This window comes from Rhodococcus sp. IEGM 1354 (assembly GCF_030056855.1).
In the GTDB taxonomy this organism is placed as follows: domain Bacteria; phylum Actinomycetota; class Actinomycetes; order Mycobacteriales; family Mycobacteriaceae; genus Rhodococcoides.
On record NZ_JASHKT010000005.1, the window covers coordinates 47,881 to 64,242 of the forward strand.

The 16,362-nt window shown below is 64.6% G+C and carries 17 protein-coding genes; 5 read left to right on the forward strand and 12 right to left on the reverse strand.

Annotated features, from left to right (window positions below):
- The first annotated feature begins 22 nt into the window (after positions 1-22).
- Positions 23-307, forward strand: coding sequence for a YciI family protein (locus tag QM588_RS12335; protein ID WP_283314126.1), 285 nt, complete (start codon positions 23-25; stop codon positions 305-307).
- 85 nt (positions 308-392) lie between these two features.
- Here the strand turns inward: QM588_RS12335 and QM588_RS12340 are convergent, their stop codons facing one another.
- Both QM588_RS12340 and QM588_RS12345 read right to left on the reverse strand, forming a co-directional pair.
- On the reverse strand, positions 393-3,083 hold the full coding sequence (locus tag QM588_RS12340; RefSeq protein WP_283313655.1) for a DNA translocase FtsK: 2,691 nt from the start codon (positions 3,081-3,083) through the stop codon (positions 393-395).
- 69 nt (positions 3,084-3,152) lie between these two features.
- Entirely contained in the window at positions 3,153-3,776 is a 624-nt protein-coding gene (locus QM588_RS12345) for a TIGR03085 family metal-binding protein (protein ID WP_032400608.1), read from the reverse strand.
- A gap of 79 nt (positions 3,777-3,855) precedes the next feature.
- Between QM588_RS12345 and QM588_RS12350 the strand changes: the two genes are divergently transcribed.
- On the forward strand, positions 3,856-4,635 hold the full coding sequence (locus QM588_RS12350) for a sulfite exporter TauE/SafE family protein (RefSeq protein ID WP_283313657.1): 780 nt from the start codon (positions 3,856-3,858) through the stop codon (positions 4,633-4,635).
- Between the two features lie 3 nt (positions 4,636-4,638).
- Here QM588_RS12350 and QM588_RS12355 read toward each other — a convergent pair whose 3' ends face one another.
- The 3 genes from QM588_RS12355 to thyX form a co-directional block, all read right to left on the reverse strand.
- On the reverse strand, positions 4,639-6,390 hold the full coding sequence (locus QM588_RS12355; RefSeq protein ID WP_371832547.1) for a ribonuclease J: 1,752 nt from the start codon (positions 6,388-6,390) through the stop codon (positions 4,639-4,641).
- Positions 6,391-6,497: 107 nt separating this feature from the next.
- Positions 6,498-7,406: a 4-hydroxy-tetrahydrodipicolinate synthase gene (gene dapA / locus QM588_RS12360; protein ID WP_008716948.1), complete on the reverse strand. Its 909-nt coding sequence runs from the start codon at positions 7,404-7,406 to the stop codon at positions 6,498-6,500.
- Between the two features lie 99 nt (positions 7,407-7,505).
- Positions 7,506-8,285, reverse strand: a complete 780-nt coding sequence (thyX, locus tag QM588_RS12365) for an FAD-dependent thymidylate synthase (protein ID WP_230593475.1) — start codon at positions 8,283-8,285, stop codon at positions 7,506-7,508.
- A 126-nt stretch (positions 8,286-8,411) separates the two neighbouring features.
- Here thyX and QM588_RS12370 point away from each other — a divergent pair, with 126 nt between their 5' ends.
- Positions 8,412-8,888 carry a hypothetical protein gene (locus QM588_RS12370; protein ID WP_032400606.1) on the forward strand — a complete coding sequence of 159 codons (477 nt, stop codon included), beginning with the start codon at positions 8,412-8,414 and terminating at the stop codon, positions 8,886-8,888.
- 28 nt (positions 8,889-8,916) lie between these two features.
- Here QM588_RS12370 and zwf read toward each other — a convergent pair whose 3' ends face one another.
- The 4 genes from zwf to QM588_RS12385 are packed head-to-tail and all read right to left on the reverse strand — an operon-like array spanning position 8,917 to position 13,147.
- On the reverse strand, positions 8,917-10,371 hold the full coding sequence (zwf, locus tag QM588_RS12375) for a glucose-6-phosphate dehydrogenase (protein ID WP_283313662.1): 1,455 nt from the start codon (positions 10,369-10,371) through the stop codon (positions 8,917-8,919).
- A gap of 48 nt (positions 10,372-10,419) precedes the next feature.
- Positions 10,420-11,628 carry a winged helix-turn-helix domain-containing protein gene (locus QM588_RS12380; RefSeq protein WP_283313663.1) on the reverse strand — a complete coding sequence of 403 codons (1,209 nt, stop codon included), beginning with the start codon at positions 11,626-11,628 and terminating at the stop codon, positions 10,420-10,422.
- Positions 11,629-11,663: 35 nt separating this feature from the next.
- Positions 11,664-11,780, reverse strand: coding sequence for an MFS transporter small subunit (locus QM588_RS25805; RefSeq protein WP_420030340.1), 117 nt, complete (start codon positions 11,778-11,780; stop codon positions 11,664-11,666).
- Positions 11,777-13,147 (reverse strand): OFA family MFS transporter, encoded by a 1,371-nt coding sequence (locus QM588_RS12385; RefSeq protein ID WP_283313665.1) that lies wholly within the window; start codon positions 13,145-13,147, stop codon positions 11,777-11,779. Before QM588_RS12385 ends, QM588_RS25805 begins: the two co-directional genes overlap by 4 nt.
- Before the next feature lie 137 nt (positions 13,148-13,284).
- On the opposite strand from QM588_RS12385, the gene QM588_RS12390 reads away from it, so the two are divergent.
- On the forward strand, positions 13,285-13,737 hold the full coding sequence (locus QM588_RS12390; protein WP_283313667.1) for a hypothetical protein: 453 nt from the start codon (positions 13,285-13,287) through the stop codon (positions 13,735-13,737).
- 56 nt (positions 13,738-13,793) lie between these two features.
- Here QM588_RS12390 and QM588_RS12395 read toward each other — a convergent pair whose 3' ends face one another.
- From QM588_RS12395 to dapB, 3 genes are read right to left on the reverse strand one after another with little or no spacing between them, the layout of a single operon-like run.
- Entirely contained in the window at positions 13,794-14,246 is a 453-nt protein-coding gene (locus QM588_RS12395) for a flavodoxin family protein (protein WP_283313668.1), read from the reverse strand.
- Between the two features lie 5 nt (positions 14,247-14,251).
- On the reverse strand, positions 14,252-14,671 hold the full coding sequence (locus QM588_RS12400) for a hypothetical protein (protein WP_283314128.1): 420 nt from the start codon (positions 14,669-14,671) through the stop codon (positions 14,252-14,254).
- Between the two features lie 50 nt (positions 14,672-14,721).
- Positions 14,722-15,480, reverse strand: coding sequence for a 4-hydroxy-tetrahydrodipicolinate reductase (gene dapB, locus QM588_RS12405; protein WP_283313669.1), 759 nt, complete (start codon positions 15,478-15,480; stop codon positions 14,722-14,724).
- Between the two features lie 93 nt (positions 15,481-15,573).
- Here dapB and QM588_RS12410 point away from each other — a divergent pair, with 93 nt between their 5' ends.
- Positions 15,574-16,362 carry an ABC transporter ATP-binding protein gene (locus QM588_RS12410; protein ID WP_283313671.1) on the forward strand — a complete coding sequence of 263 codons (789 nt, stop codon included), beginning with the start codon at positions 15,574-15,576 and terminating at the stop codon, positions 16,360-16,362.

Below are 16,362 nucleotides of genomic sequence, written 5' to 3' on the forward strand. Positions count from 1 at the left end.
CTCGAATCCGGAAGTGAGCTCCATGCCCTTGATCGCCGTCACCTACACGTACTCCCCCACGACCACCGCGGGCCGCGACACCCATCGCGCGGCACACCGGGCGTGGCTGGCCGACTTGTTGGAGAAGAAGACGCTCGTCTCCAGTGGCCCGTTCGCCGACGACAGCGGCGCTCTGCTGCTCGTCGAGGGCACCGACGCTGCATCCGTGGAATCACTGTTCGCGCAGGATCCGTTCGCCGTCGAGAACCTCATCGAGTCGGCCGACTTCCGCGAATGGACACCGGTGATGGGCGCGTTCACGGCCTGAGTCTGCTTGCCCACCCGTTCCCGTGAATGGACCATTGCACCGCCCAGACGGCTGCAATGGTCCATTCACGCAGGTGCAGGGCCCGTCAGAACTCCTCGGACGCCGGCTGCTCGTCCGGGTCCCCACCCTTGATGGACCACAGCAATCCGTCGAGTTCGTCGGGTTTGACGAGTACCTCGCGGGCTTTCGATCCCTCGCTCGGACCCACGACGCCGCGGTTCTCCATGAGGTCCATCAGTCGTCCTGCCTTGGCGAATCCGACGCGTAGCTTGCGTTGCAGCATCGACGTCGAGCCGAACTGGCTGGTGACGACGAGCTCGACGGCCTGCAGCAGCACGTCGAGGTCGTCACCGATGTCGGGGTCGACGTCCTTCTTGTCCGAGACCTTCGCGGCGGTGACGGTGTCGTTGTACTCGGGCTCGGCCTGATTCTTGGCGAAGTCGACGACGGCCGAGATTTCCTCGTCCGTGATGAACGCACCCTGCAGACGCGTCGGCTTGCCCGCACCCATCGGCAGGAACAGCGCGTCGCCCATGCCGATCAGTTTTTCGGCTCCGGGCTGATCGAGGATGACTCGCGAGTCGGTCAACGACGACGTGGCGAATGCCAGACGTGAGGGCACGTTCGTCTTGATCAGACCGGTGACGACGTCGACGGACGGACGCTGCGTGGCGAGTACCAGGTGGATACCTGCGGCGCGCGCCTTCTGGGTGATGCGCACAATCGCTTCCTCGACGTCGCGAGGAGCGGTCATCATCAGGTCGGCAAGCTCGTCGACGATGGCAAGGATGTAGGGGTACGGCCGGTAGACGCGCTCGCTGCCCAACGGCGCGGTGATCTCGCCGGACCGCACCTTCTTGTTGAAGTCGTCGATGTGGCGGACCTTGTTGATCTGCATGTCCTGGTAGCGCTGCTCCATCTCCTCGACGAGCCAGGCCAGCGCCGCAGCAGCTTTCTTCGGCTGCGTGATGATCGGGGTGATGAGGTGCGGAATGCCCTCGTAGGGCGTCAGCTCCACCATCTTCGGGTCGATCAAGATCATTCGGACCTCGTCGGGTGTCGCACGTGCCAGCAGCGACACGAGCATCGAGTTCACGAAGCTCGATTTACCCGAACCGGTGGATCCCGCCACGAGCAGGTGCGGCATCTTCGCCAGGTTGGCACTGACGAAATCGCCTTCGATGTCCTTGCCGAGGCCGATCACGAGAGGGTGGTGATCCTTGCGGGTCGACGGAGCGGTCAGCACATCGGCCAGGCGGACCATCTCGCGATCCGAGTTCGGCACCTCGATACCGACCGCGGACTTGCCGGGGATCGGGGCGAGCAATCGCACGTTGTCGGTCGCGACCGCGTAGGCGATATTGCGGGCCAGCGCAGTGATCTTCTCGACCTTGACGCCGGGTCCGAGCTCCACCTCGTAGCGGGTGACCGTCGGTCCGCGGGTGAATCCGGTGACCGCAGCGTCGATCTTGAACTGCTCGAGTACCTCGGAGATGGCCTCGATCATCGCGTCGTTCGCCTGGCTGCGCGTCTTGGGCGGATCGCCGTCGATGAGCAGCGACAACGACGGGAGCGTGTAGTCGCCGTCGACGACGCGATCGACGACGATCTTGTCGTCGTCGGCAGCGGGCTTGGGTTCGGCGGCCTTGACGATCGGCTTGGGCTTCGGCCGCGGGGGCGCGGCAGGCTCGGGCACCGGGACCGGCGCGGCCGCGGCAGGCGTCATGACCTCGGTGGGGGCCTCCGGTGCCGGAGCAGGGGTCTTGCGAGCACGTGGTGGCTTGACGACCGGGATGTACTCCTCGGTCGGGTAGTTGTCGTACGGGTCGGTGGTGCCGTGCACCGGGTATCCGTCGGCGTCGAGGTTCGAGTCGTAGTCTCCGTAGCCCTCGTCGCCGAATTCCGAACCGAAGTCCGCCGGGTCGTAGTCGTCGTATTCGTCGCCTCGACTGTCGGTGCCGAACAGTGCGCGCAGCCGGTCCGGTACGTCTCGTACCGTGGTTCCGGTGAGCAGCAGCACGCCGAACAGGCCGGCGAGCAGCAGCAACGGCACGGCGAGCCACACCGTCAGGCCGTCGGCGATGGGGCCGCCGGCAACGTAGCCGACGAAGCCCGCTCCTTCGGACCTACCGGCCGCGTCGGTCGGTGACCCCGCCGCCATGTGCCACAGCCCGAGAATGGGCAAGCCCAGCAGTATCGAACCCAGAACCAGGCGTGGTCTGACTTCCGGGCGAGGCTCCGAACGCATCAGCACGACGGCGATCGCTACCCCCAGCACAGGTGCGACGTAGCCGGCGTCGCCGATGACGGCACGGATCCCTACCTCGATCCAATCACCCACCGGGCCGCCGGCACTGAGCCACACGCTTGCGGCGACGACGACGCTGACGGCGATGAGCCCAAGGGCGATTCCGTCACGACGGTGACCGTGCTCGATGTCCGCGGCCTTGCTGACGGTGCGTGTCGTGGCACCGACACCCCGAGCCGCCATCGACCACGTGGACGCGATTCCGCGACCGATCGCGTCCAGCGCACCGCGGGACTTCTTCTTTGCGGGGGGTCGCCGCGACGCGGCACCTCGCGCGGGCGCCTTACCGCGAGACGATGCGCTCGCCCGCGTGGTCGCCGGGTTGCGCGGTGCGGTGGGCTTCTTGGGTGTCGTGACGGTTCGAGCCGTGCGGCCGGTACCGGACTTGCGAGAGGTGCCGGACGCGCGCGAGGAGCCGGATCCGCTGGATCCGGCCCTGGCGGTGGAGGTGCTGGTCTTTCCTGCCATGCCCCCAGGCTAGTCGCAACAGCCCCGTCGAAACCATCCGCAACACCAGTAACAGCGAGGGGATGTGCGTCAGAAACTCAGGTCGAGCGCCTTCACCGCGGCGACATCGTTCGCCGAACCCTCGTACACGACCTCTACCTCGTCCCGACCGAACGCATAGAGAAGGAGTTCGGAGGGCTCCCCCACTACTGTCACACCCGGGCCCGAGCCACCCTTGAAGGTGGCCCGTCGGCCGTCCGGGGTGCGAACATGGACCGGAACCGATGCCGAGCGGTGCCCTGCTCGTCCGATGAACCGAACCTGGGGCCACAGTCGGGACTCGACCGCGCTGGGCAGAACCCGCCGGGTCCACTTTCCTTCCGCGCGGCGAAGATCCTCGTGATGGACGAACATCTCGCCGAGGTTGATCAGCGGATCCAGCAGGGCGAACGGCGACCACATCGGCGGCCCGGTGCGAACGTCCTCGACCACCGACGCGAACGGTCGATTCGCGACGGAACGCTGAACCCGCTCCGTGTATCCGGACAGGGGGCCGAGAAAGATACCCGGCGACGCATCGAGTCGCCGTTCACGAACGACGAGGTGCGCGGCCAGATCGGCAGCGGTCCACTCACCGCACAGTGTCGGGGCATCGGGGCCGACGTCGAGAAGGGTCCGAACAAGCTGGGAACGTTCATCCTGGGCAAGGCTCACCTGCTCCAGGCTACGGCTACATCGTATGAGCGGCATCCTGCCGCGAGACCTACTCCTTCGTCTGGGTAACCTCCCAACAGTGCCGGTATCGGAAATTCTCGTCATCTTGCTCGCCGGCCTCGGGGCCGGTGCAATCAACGCCGTCGTCGGTTCGGGCACGTTGATCACGTTCCCCACCCTGGTCGCGTTCGGCTATCCCCCGGTTGTCGCCACGATGTCCAACGCCATCGGACTGGTGGCGGGAAGCGTCTCGGGCACCTGGGGGTATCGCCGGGAACTTCGCGGGCAATGGCACCGACTGCGTTGGCAGCTTCCTGCATCGTTCTTCGGCGCACTCGGTGGCGCGTGGCTGCTGTTGCATCTGCCCGAGAAGGTATTCGCCTCTGTCGTTCCGGTGTTGCTCATCGGTGCGTTGATTCTCGTTGTCGCACAACCGAAGATCCAGGCCTGGGCCAAACGTCGGTCCGAGGCGGCAGGTAAGGCGGCCGGCCACATCGGCCGCGGCCGCATGGCGCTGGTCACCGTCGGTACTCTGCTGGTCGGCATCTACGGCGGCTATTTCACTGCAGCACAAGGAATCCTGCTCATCGGAGTGATGGGCGCGCTGCTCCCCGAAACGATGCAGCGCATGAACGCTGCCAAGAACTTGCTCTCGCTCGTCGTCAATATCGTTGCAGCAGTTGCTTTCACGATCTTTCGGTTCGACGACATCAGCTGGCAGGCCGCCGGTCTGATCGCGGTCGGCTCCCTCATCGGCGGAGCGGTGGGAGCACGCTACGGCCGCCGGCTGTCGCCGGCGGCCCTGCGCGGTGCCATCGTCGTCCTCGGCCTCATCGGCCTCTGGCGACTGCTCGTCTGAACTCTAGGACTGCGGTTGTGGCTTGACCGCGATGATCGTCGGAACGATCATCGGCTTGCGCCGGTACTTGTCCGCTACCCATCGGCCCACGACGCGGCGGACGGCCTGAGCGATCCGGTGGGTATCGGACACACCGTCCGAGGCCAGCCGCTGCAGTTCGGCCTCCACGAGTTGCCCGGCTTCCTTCAGGGCCGCCGGGTCGTCGGAGAAGCCGCGACCGGACACCTCGGGTGCGGTCACTGCACGGCCGGTGGCCGAATCGACGGCAACGCTGATCGCGATGAAGCCGCCCTCGCCGAGCACGAGACGATCCGACAGCGTCGAATCTCCGACATCGCCGACCGACAAGCCGTCCACGTACACGTGACCGACCGGGACCTGCCCGACGATCTCGGCGAGCCCGTCGACCATGTCGACAACGACGCCGTCCTCGGCGAGCACGATCCGGTCCTCGGACACACCGGTCGCCTTCGCCAGCGCCGCGTTGGCCCGCAGGTGACGCCACTCGCCGTGCACCGGCATAGCGTTGGTAGGCCGGACTGCGTTGTAGAGGTACAGCAATTCGCCTGCCGATGCGTGACCGGAGACGTGGACCTTCGCGTTCTGCTGCGTCACGACGGTCGCGCCACGCTTGGCGAGGCCGTTGACCACCGCGAACACGGAGTTTTCGTTGCCCGGAATCAGCGACGACGCCAACACCACGAGATCGTTGGCCTTGACGTTGATCTGACGGTGCTCGCCGCGGGCCATGCGCGAGAGCGCCGACAGTGGTTCGCCCTGCGAGCCGGTGGAGATGAGCACCAACCGGTCGTCCGGGAGTGTCGCGGCGGTATCGACAGTGACCTCGAGTCCGTCGGGCACCCGCAGGTAGCCCAGATCCTGGGCGATCTGCATGTTGCGCACCATCGAACGACCGACGAACGCCACCCGACGGTTGTATCGCTCGGCCACGTCGATGACCTGCTGAATGCGGTGCACGTGACTGGCGAACGACGCGACGATGACGCGCTGCTTCGCTTTGCCGATGACGGTGTCGAGTACACCGCCGATCTCCCGTTCCGGCGTGACGAATCCGGGCACCTCGGCATTGGTGGAGTCGACCAGAAACAGGTCCACTCCCTCGTCACCGAGCCGTGAGAAACCGGCCAGGTCGGTGAGGCGCCCGTCGAGCGGCAACTGATCGAGCTTGATGTCTCCGGTGTGCAGCACCAGACCGGCATCGGTCCTGATGGCGATTGCAAGGGCGTCGGGAATGGAGTGGTTGACGGCGAAGTACTCGCAGTCGAACGGCCCGTGCTGCGTGTGCTGGCCCTCGATCACCTCGACGAGGTTCGGCCGCAGCCGGTGCTCACGGCACTTGGCCGCAACCAGCGCGAGGGTGAACTTGGATCCGACGACGGGCAGGTCGGGACGCAGGCGCAGCAGGAACGGGATAGCGCCGATGTGGTCCTCGTGACCGTGTGTCAGAACCACGGCCTCGACGTCGGCCATGCGGTTCTCGATGTGCCGGAAGTCGGGCAGGATCAGGTCGACACCCGGCTGCTGGTCCTCGGGGAACAGGACGCCACAGTCGATGATCAGCATCTTGCCCTGATGCTCGAAGACGGTCATGTTGCGACCGATCTCGCCGATTCCGCCCAGAGCGACCACTCGGAGGCCCTTGAACGGGGCCTTCGGCGGTGTGCCGAGACGCTCTGTCGGGTCGAACTCACGACGCTTGTCGGGACGCTGCGTCCGAGCGGAATTCTGCACCATCGGCTTGCCCTGGCGGGCACCAGAAGGTTGGCCCTGCTTCGCAGCCGGCCGCTCGGACGGCGGTCCGGCGTTTCGGGTTGCGCGTCCGCGCGATCTGTTGGGTCGTGTCATACAAGAACTCCTGCCGCCCGCAGCTCGGCTGCGAGCAATTCGATGTGATCGATGCTCGGTGGCACCTGGGGAAGTCGTGGTTCGCCGACATCGAGTCCGATGAGGCGCAGGCCTGCCTTCGATGCGCTGACGCCGCCGAGGCGTGCCACCGAACGGATGACCGGGATGAGGCTGACGTTGATCGCTTGGGCGCGGGCGATGTCACCCATCATGAATGCGGTGTGCAGTTCGCGCAGACGGGCCGGAACGAGGTGCCCGATGACGCTGACGAACCCGGTGGCACCGACGGAGAGCCAGGGCAGGTTCAGTGGGTCGTCTCCGGAGTAGAACTGCAGACCGGTCGATGCGATCAGTTCGGCACCGGCGTTGAGATCGCCCTTGGCATCCTTGACGGCAAGGATGCGGGGGTGCTCGGCGAGCCGACGCAGTGTCTCGGTCTCGATGGGAACGACCGATCGAGGCGGAATGTCGTACAGCATCACAGGCAGATCGGTCGCGCTGGCGACCGCAGTGAAGTGGGCGTAGAGGCCCGCTTGCGGCGGCCTGGAGTAGTACGGGGTGACCACGAGCAGGCCGTGCGCACCGGCGCGAGCGGCATCACGGGCGAGTTCGACGCTGTGCGCGGTGTCGTTGCTTCCGGCCCCGGCGATGATCCGAGCCCGATGTCCGACGGCCGCGATCACGGCACGCAACAGTTCGAGCTTCTCGTTCTCGGTGGTGGTGGGCGACTCACCCGTTGTCCCGGCCAGCACCAGCCCGTCGTTTCCCTGTTCGACGAGATGATGCGCGAGCCGAACGCCTGCGTCGATATCCAACTTCCCGTCGGCCGTGAACGGGGTCACCATTGCGGTGAGCACCGTACCGAACACAGGCGCAACGGAAGGAGCGGCGTCACCGTAGGTCATGGCAGCAGATTACCCGGTGCTTTACCCACTCCTACGCAGCGGGACTCCCCGCTGACACCGGTGGTCCGCGCCGGTCCGTTCGAGCCTCGAACGCGATTCCTAGACCTCGGTGACGAAGGGGCTGCGTGCGACTTCCGTTCCGTCCGGCAGAGTCGTGATCTCGAAGTCGCCGAACACGTCGGGCGCCACGTTCACGAGCTTACGCAGACATTCGACGGCGACGCGTCGAATTTCGACGTCCGCGTGCTCCGAGGCCCGCATCGACACGAAATGCCGCCATGCGCGATAGTTCCCACTCACCACCACACGAGTTTCGGTGGCGTTCGGCAGAACCGAACGAGCCGCCTGTCGTGCCTGCTTGCCACGCAAGGCAGCGTTGGTGACCGACTCCAGTTTGCCGTCGAGCGCGGCGAGCAACTCGCTGTACGCCGCTCGACTCGCCTCCGTCGCCGATGCGAACAGGGCCTCGAGCTCGGGGTCGCCCTCCACGGCCGGCGGAAGCACCACGTTGGCATCGTGCTCGGGCACGAAGCGCTGCGACAACTGTGAATACGAGAAATGTCGATGCCGAATCAACTCGTGTGTGCACGACCGAGAGATGCCGGTGATGTAGAAGCTCACGCTCGCGTGCTCGAGCACGGACAGGTGTCCGACGTCGAGCAGATGACGTAGGTACGACGCATTGGTCGCAGTGCGAGGGTTCGGTTTCGACCAACTCTGATAGCACGCTCTGCCGGCGAATTCCACCAACGCCTGCCCACCGTCGGCGTCGGTCTCCCACGGAATGTCGGCGGGTGGCACGAACTCGGTTCGAGCCACCAACTGCACGTTCAGCGCGACTGTTCGAGGCGCAGCTCGACCTTTGATTTCTGACGACACCGCCCAACCCTAAACGGCGTCGACCACACCCTGCCGCGCACGACGCCACCACAGATGTCTTCATGACGTCGCGCTGACATCATGATGCACCTTGACTGACGTCAGCTCTGACGTCACACTGACATCATGGAACTCAGCAAGTACACCGCCACTCTGCGCACCGACTTGATGGCCGCGGCGGCCTTGGGCGACGAACACACCCGGCAGACAGCCGAGGCCCTCGGCAAGACCGCGGAAGCGTCGGCGCGGTTGATGCTGCTGACCGCCTTGTCGGACTTCGCGGCCGAGGTGTCGAACGAACTGGACGAGCTGACCGTGGTCGTCCGCTTGGACGGTGGGCAGGCACACGCAGACGTTCGACGCCACGACTCGACATCGGACCACGACGGCGAGCCGAAAGAGGCTGTCGCCGAGGAGTATCCGACCATGGACGATGTCTCGGGCGAGGTACGACGCGTCACGCTCCGACTCGTCGAGCAGATCAAGGAACGAGCCGAAGACGCAGCGAACAACAGCGGGGTGTCTCTGAACTCGTGGCTCTCCCAAGCGGTTCAGGGCGCGCTACGAGATCAGATGCGCAAGGACCGCGGCTGGAACAACTGAACGCTCTCCCCTGTTTCCGCTCACGCCCCTACTTCTTCTCTCTCCATTGTCGCTCGAACGGCAGCCGCCACGCATGCGGCGCGATGAGCTGATGGATGGAGTTGGGGCCCCACGATCCCGGTGCGTACAGGCGCACCGGCGGTGGATCGGCAAGCAACGGCTCCGACACCTGCCACAGCCGTTCGATACCCTCGGCAGTGGTGAAGAGCGTGTGGTCGCCGTACATGGCGTCGAGGATCAACCGCTCGTAGGCCTCGAGCACGTCGCCGGCGCGTTCGGTTTCGTGTGTGGCGAACTGCATGCTCAGTTTGTCCAGCCGCATCCCGGGCCCGGGCCGCTTGCCGTAGAACGACAGCGACACCTTGGATGCGTCCGCCAGGTCGAAGGTGAGGTGGTCGGGACCTTGCGCTCCCACCCCCGAACCGGCAGGGAACATGCTCTTCGGTGGCTCTCGGAACGCTATCGAAATGATGCGTTGGCCTTCGGCGAGACGTTTCCCGCTACGGAGGTAGAACGGCACACCGGCCCAGCGCCAGTTGTCAATTTCGCATTTCAGTGCAACGAACGTGTCGGTGTCGGAGTCAGGGGCGACACCCTCCTCCGAGCGGTAGCCCGTATATTGTCCGCGCACAACATTTTTCGGGTCCAGCGGGACCATCGATCGAAACACCTTGTTCTTCTCTTCGCCGATCGCACGCGGTTCGAGTGCCGTCGGCGGTTCCATCGCCATGAACGCGAGCACCTGGAACAGGTGAGTGACGACCATGTCCTTGTACGCACCGGTGGACTCGTAGAACCCGGCCCGACCGTCGAGGGCGAGCTCTTCCGGGATGTCGATCTGAACGTGATCGATGAAGTTGCGGTTCCAGATCGGCTCGAACAGCCCGTTGGCGAAACGGAACGCCAGGATGTTCTGCGCCGGTTCCTTGCCGAGGAAGTGATCGATTCGATAGATCTGTTCTTCGTCGAAAGTCTCGTGCAGGCGAGCGTTCAGGTCGATTGCGGTCTGCAGATCGGTTCCGAACGGCTTCTCCATGATGATGCGCGATCGCTTGACCAGATCTGCAGAGGCGAGCGTATCCACCACGGCCAGTGCAGCTCTCGGCGGAACCGACAGGTAGTGCAACCGCTTGGCGTTGACTCCGAGTTCGATCTCGGCCTCGGCTACCGCGGCACCCAGCGCCGCCGGCCCGGCTTTCTGCGAGACATACGTCAGCCGCGATGCGAACTGCCGCCACTGTTCGTCGCCGACTTTACGACTGGAGTACGCATTGATCGATTCGCGAGCGAGGGTGCGAAATTCGTCGGTGGACATCTCCTCGAGCGAGGTACCCACCACGCGAATGTTCGGTGCCAGCTCGGACAACGCCAAGTGCATCATCCCGGACAGCAATTTCCGCTTGGCCAGATCTCCGGTCGCCCCGAACAGGAGGACGACCTGGGGTGGGAGTTCGGTGTCCATGCCTGTCGGAGAAGTGGTCATGCTCGAAAATACTGGCACCGATCCGTACCGAGCGCACGCCGGATCATGTCATCGCAGCGCAGCGACGAGATCACCTCGGGTACCCACCACCACACGTTCGAGTTCGAGCCACTCCGCCATCTCGTGCAGGACGTCACGCAACCGGGGTGCGATGTCGCGTGGATCGCGGTCGCCTTCGACGTACGCCGCTATGACGTGTAGTTCCGAGTTCGCCCGCACGGCCTTGAGATCGACGCGTGCCACTAGATGGCCGTCCAGCAGGAAGGGAAATACGTAGTACCCGTGAATTCGCTTGTGCTGCGGGGTGTATATCTCGATGCGATAGTGGAAATCGAAAATCCTCTCCACACGCGGCCGATAGAAGATCATCGGATCGAACGGGCACAACAGGGTTGCGACGGTGGCAGTCCTCGGTGTTCTGGCGTCGCGGTGCACATAGGCCGGCGCGTTCCACCCGCGGACGGACACCTGCTCCAGGACGCCGTCTTCCACGAGGTCGGCGATTGCGGCCTTGGACTGCTTCTGGGAGAGCCGATAGTAGTCCCGCAGATCCGGCTCGGTGCCGATTCCCAGTGCACGAGAGGACTTTTCGATCAGGGCCCGCACCGCATCCGCTTCGTCGACCTGCCTGCGGAGAACGGCTTCGGGAAGCACCCTTTCGCTGAGCTCGTACTGCCGAACGAACCCGGACCGTGCCGGCACGCTCACCACTCCAGCGGCGAAAAGTTGCTCGCAGACCACCTTGACGTCGCTCCGATCCCACCAGGGACCCTTGCGCCCGGGCGTCTCGACGTCGAGATGCTTCTCTATCTCCCCCGCACTGGCCGCCCCGTGCTCTCCGATAACGGCCACAACATCGTCCACCAGGGTGGGTTGACGGTCGAGAATGCGGGCGGCTCCACCCCATCGACCGTGGCGATACAACTCCATGCGCCACCGCATCAACGGCCAGTCCTCCACCGGCAGCAACGCTGCCTCGTGCGCCCAGTATTCGACCAACCGCCTCGGCCGTCGGGTGGTGTCGGTCCACGCGGCGTCGTCGACGAATTTCCTGTCGTATGCACCGACGCGACTGAACACCGGCGCATAGTGCGCGCGCACCACCACCGACACGGAGTCGATCTGCAACAACCCGGTGGTGTCGATGGCTCCGTGCACCGCGCTCTTGCTCGCCGGCCGCGTGCGCGATCGGGTCGACGCCAATCCTTGGGCGGCCAAAGCGGTGCGGCGCGCCATGGCAGCGCTCATGTCTCGCATCGGGTCACCCTGTCACGATCCACCGACACGGTGGTTCAGGTGCTGAAGAGATTCTTCGCCTTGAGGATCAGCTCGTACAGTCCGTAGGCAAACGGCACGGACACCCACAGCCATGCGATCACCATCGTTCCCTGCATTCGCGCGGTGGTCATGCCTTGGCTCCTGTCGAGGTCGTCGAATCGGCGGCGTCGGCCGAATCGGATTCGTGGAATTTCGACGCCACCGGTTTGATGGCTTCGTTGGCCAGGAACCCGACGACCAACAATCCGATCATCACGTAGAAGGCCGGGAGGTATCGGCCGGTGGTTCCCGGCTCTCCGGCATCGGCGATGGCGTTGACGATCAGTGGCCCCAGAACACCTGCCACCGACCATGCGGTGAGCAGTCGTCCGTGGATTGCGCCCACCTGGTACGTACCGAAGAGGTCCTTGAGATAGGCCGGAACAGTTGCGAATCCCGCGCCGTAGAACGACAGGATCAACAGCGCCGACACCATGAAGAGGATCTTGTTCGTGTTGGTGAACAGAGCGATGTACAGGTACAGGAGCGCGCCGACACCGAGGTACAGACGATAGATGTTCTTGCGACCCACCACGTCCGAGACCGAGGACCAGACGAAGCGACCGATCATGTTGGTCAGAGACAGGAACGCCACGAAACCAGCGGCCGCCGCGGCCAACGATTCCGGGGATGTCGCGTCGGGAAAGAAGTCCTGGTAGATGCCGGAGCCGCGTTCGAGGATGCCGATGCCGGCAGTGACGTTGAAGCACAACACCACCCACAGAAGCCAGAACTGGGGTGTCTTGACGGCGTTGGCCGCGGAGACGTTGTGCGTCGAGATCATCGCCGACGCCGCGGGAGGCGTCCAGCCTTTCGGTGTCCACCCCTCGGCCGGAACTCTGATCAGCACTACTCCCAGTGCCATGAACACCGCGTATCCGACGCCCAGCGTGAGGAACGTCTTGGCGATCGAACCGTCGGTGAAGCCGCCGAAGTTCACCATCAGTTGACTGGTGAGAGGTGACGCGATGAGGGCACCGCCGCCGAAGCCCATGATGGCGATACCGGTCGCCATTCCCGGCCGGTCCGGGAACCACTTCATCAGCGTCGACACGGGCGAGATGTATCCGATTCCGAGGCCGATACCGCCGATGAAGCCGTAACCGAAGATCACCAGCCAAAACTGGCCGAGTGCCATGCCGAGTGCGGAAACGAGCAGTCCGGATACGAAGAAGACCAGAGAAACGGCCATCGCCCAACGCGGGCCGTTCTTCTCCACTCTGGTCCCGAAGATCGCGGCCGACAGGCCGAGCATGACGATGGCGAGCTGAAACGGTATGGCGGTGACCGTTCCGCTGAGTCCCAGGGCGTCGGGCTGTGAGATGGCGTTCTTGAATACGCTCCATGCGTACGCAGATCCGATCGCCAGGTGTATCGAGAGGGCCGCCGGGGGTATCAACCAGCGACTCCACTCGGGCGTCGCAACAATTCTGGAGCGGTCGAGAATGGGGAGGGTCATCGAAATCCCTTGGTATCGAGAGCGGTACAAATATCGACTATCCCCTGCAGTCAAACACGAGCACCACCCTGCCTGCTCACAATCGGACATAGTTTCTTCACCGAACTCACTACATGGAGCCGGGTATCCTCTGGCAAGTGGATGTCGAACGGTGGCGTAGCAGATTGCCGGTGAAGCGAGCCTCGGACGGCGAGGTGATCGGATGGACGGTCGCACACGGCTCGGGTCGATCGGCCCCGTACGACGAACACGACGAGGGATACCTGGTCGACGCCGTCAATCCGGTGGGAATCACTGTTGCGCAGGGTGTGTCGCTGGAGGACGCGATTGCCGCCCTGGAAGAACGTGGACTGGCGTCACTGTCCTTGCCGCACTGGACGAAAGCCCCACTGCCGTTGCAGCCCGAGACCGATCTGCTGACACCGCAGGACGATTGGCAGTGGCGCCGGGTGTTGATGACTCAGCTCGACGACAACCGAGTCTGGATCAGACCCGCGTACCCGAGTTGGCCGGAACGACTGCTGGAAATTCCGTTGTCGATTCCGGCCGACGACGTGCTGCGATCCCACTCCCCTGTCGAGTCGGACTGAGTCGGTACTCGCGCGACCGCAGCGTGCCGAGATGCTCACGCCGACTCGGGCGGCGGTCAGTCGGACAGACCGGCCGCGATCGTCCCGCCGAGTTCGTAGCAGCACTCCCGCGACTCCTTGCCGCTGTCCACCAGGTGAGCGGTCTCGGCAACCTTGTCCAATCCCCAACCCGCCGCAATACTTTCGATTGCCCGCCCGGCACCAGCGGTATCACTGTTTCCGTACACCCACGCACCGTAGGGCTTTCCGGATACCGCATCGAGACTCGGGTAGTAGACGGTGTCGAAGAAGTGTTTCAGGGCACCACTCATGTAGCCGAAGTTCGCCGGGGTACCGAAGAGAAAGCCATCGGCGGCGAGCACATCCGGGACTGTCGCGCCGAGCGCAGGCACACTGCGCACGTCCACACCGCTGATCTCCGGGTCACGGGCTCCGGCGAGGACCGATTCGAGCAGTTCCCGCATCGGCGGGCTCGGTGTGTGGTGAACGATCAGCAAAGTGCGCGCCATGTCCGTCAGCTCTCGGCACGTTCCAGTGCCACAGCACGTTTCATCGTCTCGCGAGCTCGCCCGCGATCACCCGCGTAATCGTAGGCCCGCGCCAGCCGATAAGAATTTCGCCAGTTGTCGGGATCTTTTTCCCATTCGGCCTTGACCTGCTGGAAGAGTTCGTCGGCTGCGTCTCGTTCGATGCGTCCCGACGGCCTCCTCGGCAGATCGTCGACGTCGAGTTCGAGGCCTTCCTCTCGGATGCGCGACGCCAGCCGCTGATGGTCGAATCCTGCTTTGAGCGTCGCCCACACGATCCACAACCCGACGATCGGCAGCAGGATGACCCCGATCCCCAAGGCGATACTGGCCACCCCGCCGTTCTGGATCAGCGTCACTCCGCGCTGTCCGAGCAGGAACAAGTAGAAGCCGAGGATCACCACCATCACTGCAATGATGGCGACGACTTTGGTCGCTTTGTTCACTGTCGATCAGCTCACAGATCCAGTAGCGGGTCGAGGCCGACGGTCAGCCCCGGCCGGGCAGCGATCTCGCGGACTCCGAGCAGTACACCGGGCACAAAGGACGTCCGGTCCAGCGAGTCGTGCCGGATGCTCAGGGTCTCGCCCTGTGTCCCGAGCAGAACCTCTTGATGCGCAACGAGTCCCGCCAACCGGATGGAGTGCACGCGCACTCCGTCCACATCGGCGCCGCGAGCACCGTCGAGCTCCTTCGTCGTCGCGTCGGGACTCTTCGGGGTGCCTGCTGCCGCCCGCGCTTCGGCAATCAGCGCGGCGGTACGGTACGCGGTCCCCGAAGGAGCATCGGCCTTGTTCGGGTGGTGCAGCTCGATCACTTCGACGGAATCGAAGAACCGGGCTGCCTGCTGAGCGAAGCGCATCGACAACACCGCTCCGATGGCGAAGTTCGGCGCAATCAACACACCCGTCTGCGGTGATCCGGCCAACCACTCACGAACCTGCTCGAGCCGCTGCTCGTCGAAACCGGTCGTGCCGACGACAGCATGGATGCCGTGCTCGACCAAGAACTGCAGGTTGTCCATGACCACATCGGGATGGGTGAAATCCACGACCACCTGCGCACCGCTGTCGACGAAGTTCGCCAACGGATCGCCCTGGTCGACGGTTGCCACGAGCTCCAGATCGCCGGCTGCGTCGACTGCAGCGCAGATCGCCTGACCGACCTTTCCGCGTGAACCCAGTACCCCTACTCGAACAGGTGCCGTTGCACTCACGTCGTTCCCACACTCGTTTCGTCGTCGTCTTGTCGTCCTACCGAAGACCGAGCCTACTTCCAGGCCCCCGACACCGGCAGCTACGGTCGGTCGGTGAAGTCCAGCGTTCTGTTCGCCGACCGCGTCGATCTCGTCCGTGGCGGCCGCTATCTCCTCAGCGATGCGACCGTGCGGGTCGACGAGGGCGAGCACTGGGTGTTGCTCGGTGCCAACGGTGCCGGCAAGAGCACCCTGCTCAGCTTGCTGGGAGCCGTCGTCCATCCCACGCGGGGCGCGGTGCACGTACTGGGCCACCGCCTGGGCCGAGTGGACATGCGCGAATTACGCACGCACATCGGACACGTCGACCCTCGTCTGAAAATCGAGGCCCCGCTGACACTGCTCCAGGTCGCCCTGACCGGACTGACCAACACTCCCGATCTGATCCCGAGATGGTCGGCCACCGAGGACCAGATTGCGCGCGCCCACCGGCTCGTCGAGTCGCTGGGGGTCGCCCACCGCGTGGACGCGTCGTGGCACACCCTCTCGCAGGGCGAGCGAGGACGGGCACTGATAGCCCGCGCACTACTGCCCGATCCGGCGCTGCTACTACTCGACGAACCCGCCACCGGCCTCGATCTCGCTGCCCGCGAGCAACTCCTGACGGCGTTGGACTCGCTGCGTGCCGAACACCCCGGGCTCGCCAGCATCCTGGTAACCCACCATCTCGAAGAGATCCCCACCTCGACCACCCACGCGTTGCTGATCCGCGACGGTCGGGTGCATGCTCAGGGGCCGGTCGACACGGTGCTGACCACAGACAACATCAGCACGTGCTTCGACCATCCGATCGACATCTCTCGCCGTCGCGGTCGATGGGTGGCCACCGCTGCCCACCGCTGA

Bases quoted from the DNA above. Each gene is read 5' to 3' on its own strand.
- QM588_RS12335 (WP_283314126.1), top strand. From the start codon at position 23: ATGCCCTTGATCGCCGTCACCTACACGTACTCCCCCACGACCACCGCG.
- QM588_RS12340 (WP_283313655.1), bottom strand. From the start codon at position 3,083: ATGGCAGGAAAGACCAGCACCTCCACCGCCAGGGCCGGATCCAGCGGA.
- QM588_RS12385 (WP_283313665.1), bottom strand. From the start codon at position 13,147: ATGACCCTCCCCATTCTCGACCGCTCCAGAATTGTTGCGACGCCCGAG.
- QM588_RS12370 (WP_032400606.1), top strand. From the start codon at position 8,412: ATGGAACTCAGCAAGTACACCGCCACTCTGCGCACCGACTTGATGGCC.
- dapA (WP_008716948.1), bottom strand. From the start codon at position 7,406: ATGACCTACGGTGACGCCGCTCCTTCCGTTGCGCCTGTGTTCGGTACG.
- QM588_RS12355 (WP_371832547.1), bottom strand. From the start codon at position 6,390: ATGGTGCAGAATTCCGCTCGGACGCAGCGTCCCGACAAGCGTCGTGAG.
- QM588_RS12380 (WP_283313663.1), bottom strand. From the start codon at position 11,628: ATGCGAGACATGAGCGCTGCCATGGCGCGCCGCACCGCTTTGGCCGCC.
- QM588_RS25805 (WP_420030340.1), bottom strand. From the start codon at position 11,780: ATGACCACCGCGCGAATGCAGGGAACGATGGTGATCGCATGGCTGTGG.
- QM588_RS12400 (WP_283314128.1), bottom strand. From the start codon at position 14,671: ATGGTGGTGATCCTCGGCTTCTACTTGTTCCTGCTCGGACAGCGCGGA.
- zwf (WP_283313662.1), bottom strand. From the start codon at position 10,371: ATGACCACTTCTCCGACAGGCATGGACACCGAACTCCCACCCCAGGTC.
- QM588_RS12395 (WP_283313668.1), bottom strand. From the start codon at position 14,246: ATGGCGCGCACTTTGCTGATCGTTCACCACACACCGAGCCCGCCGATG.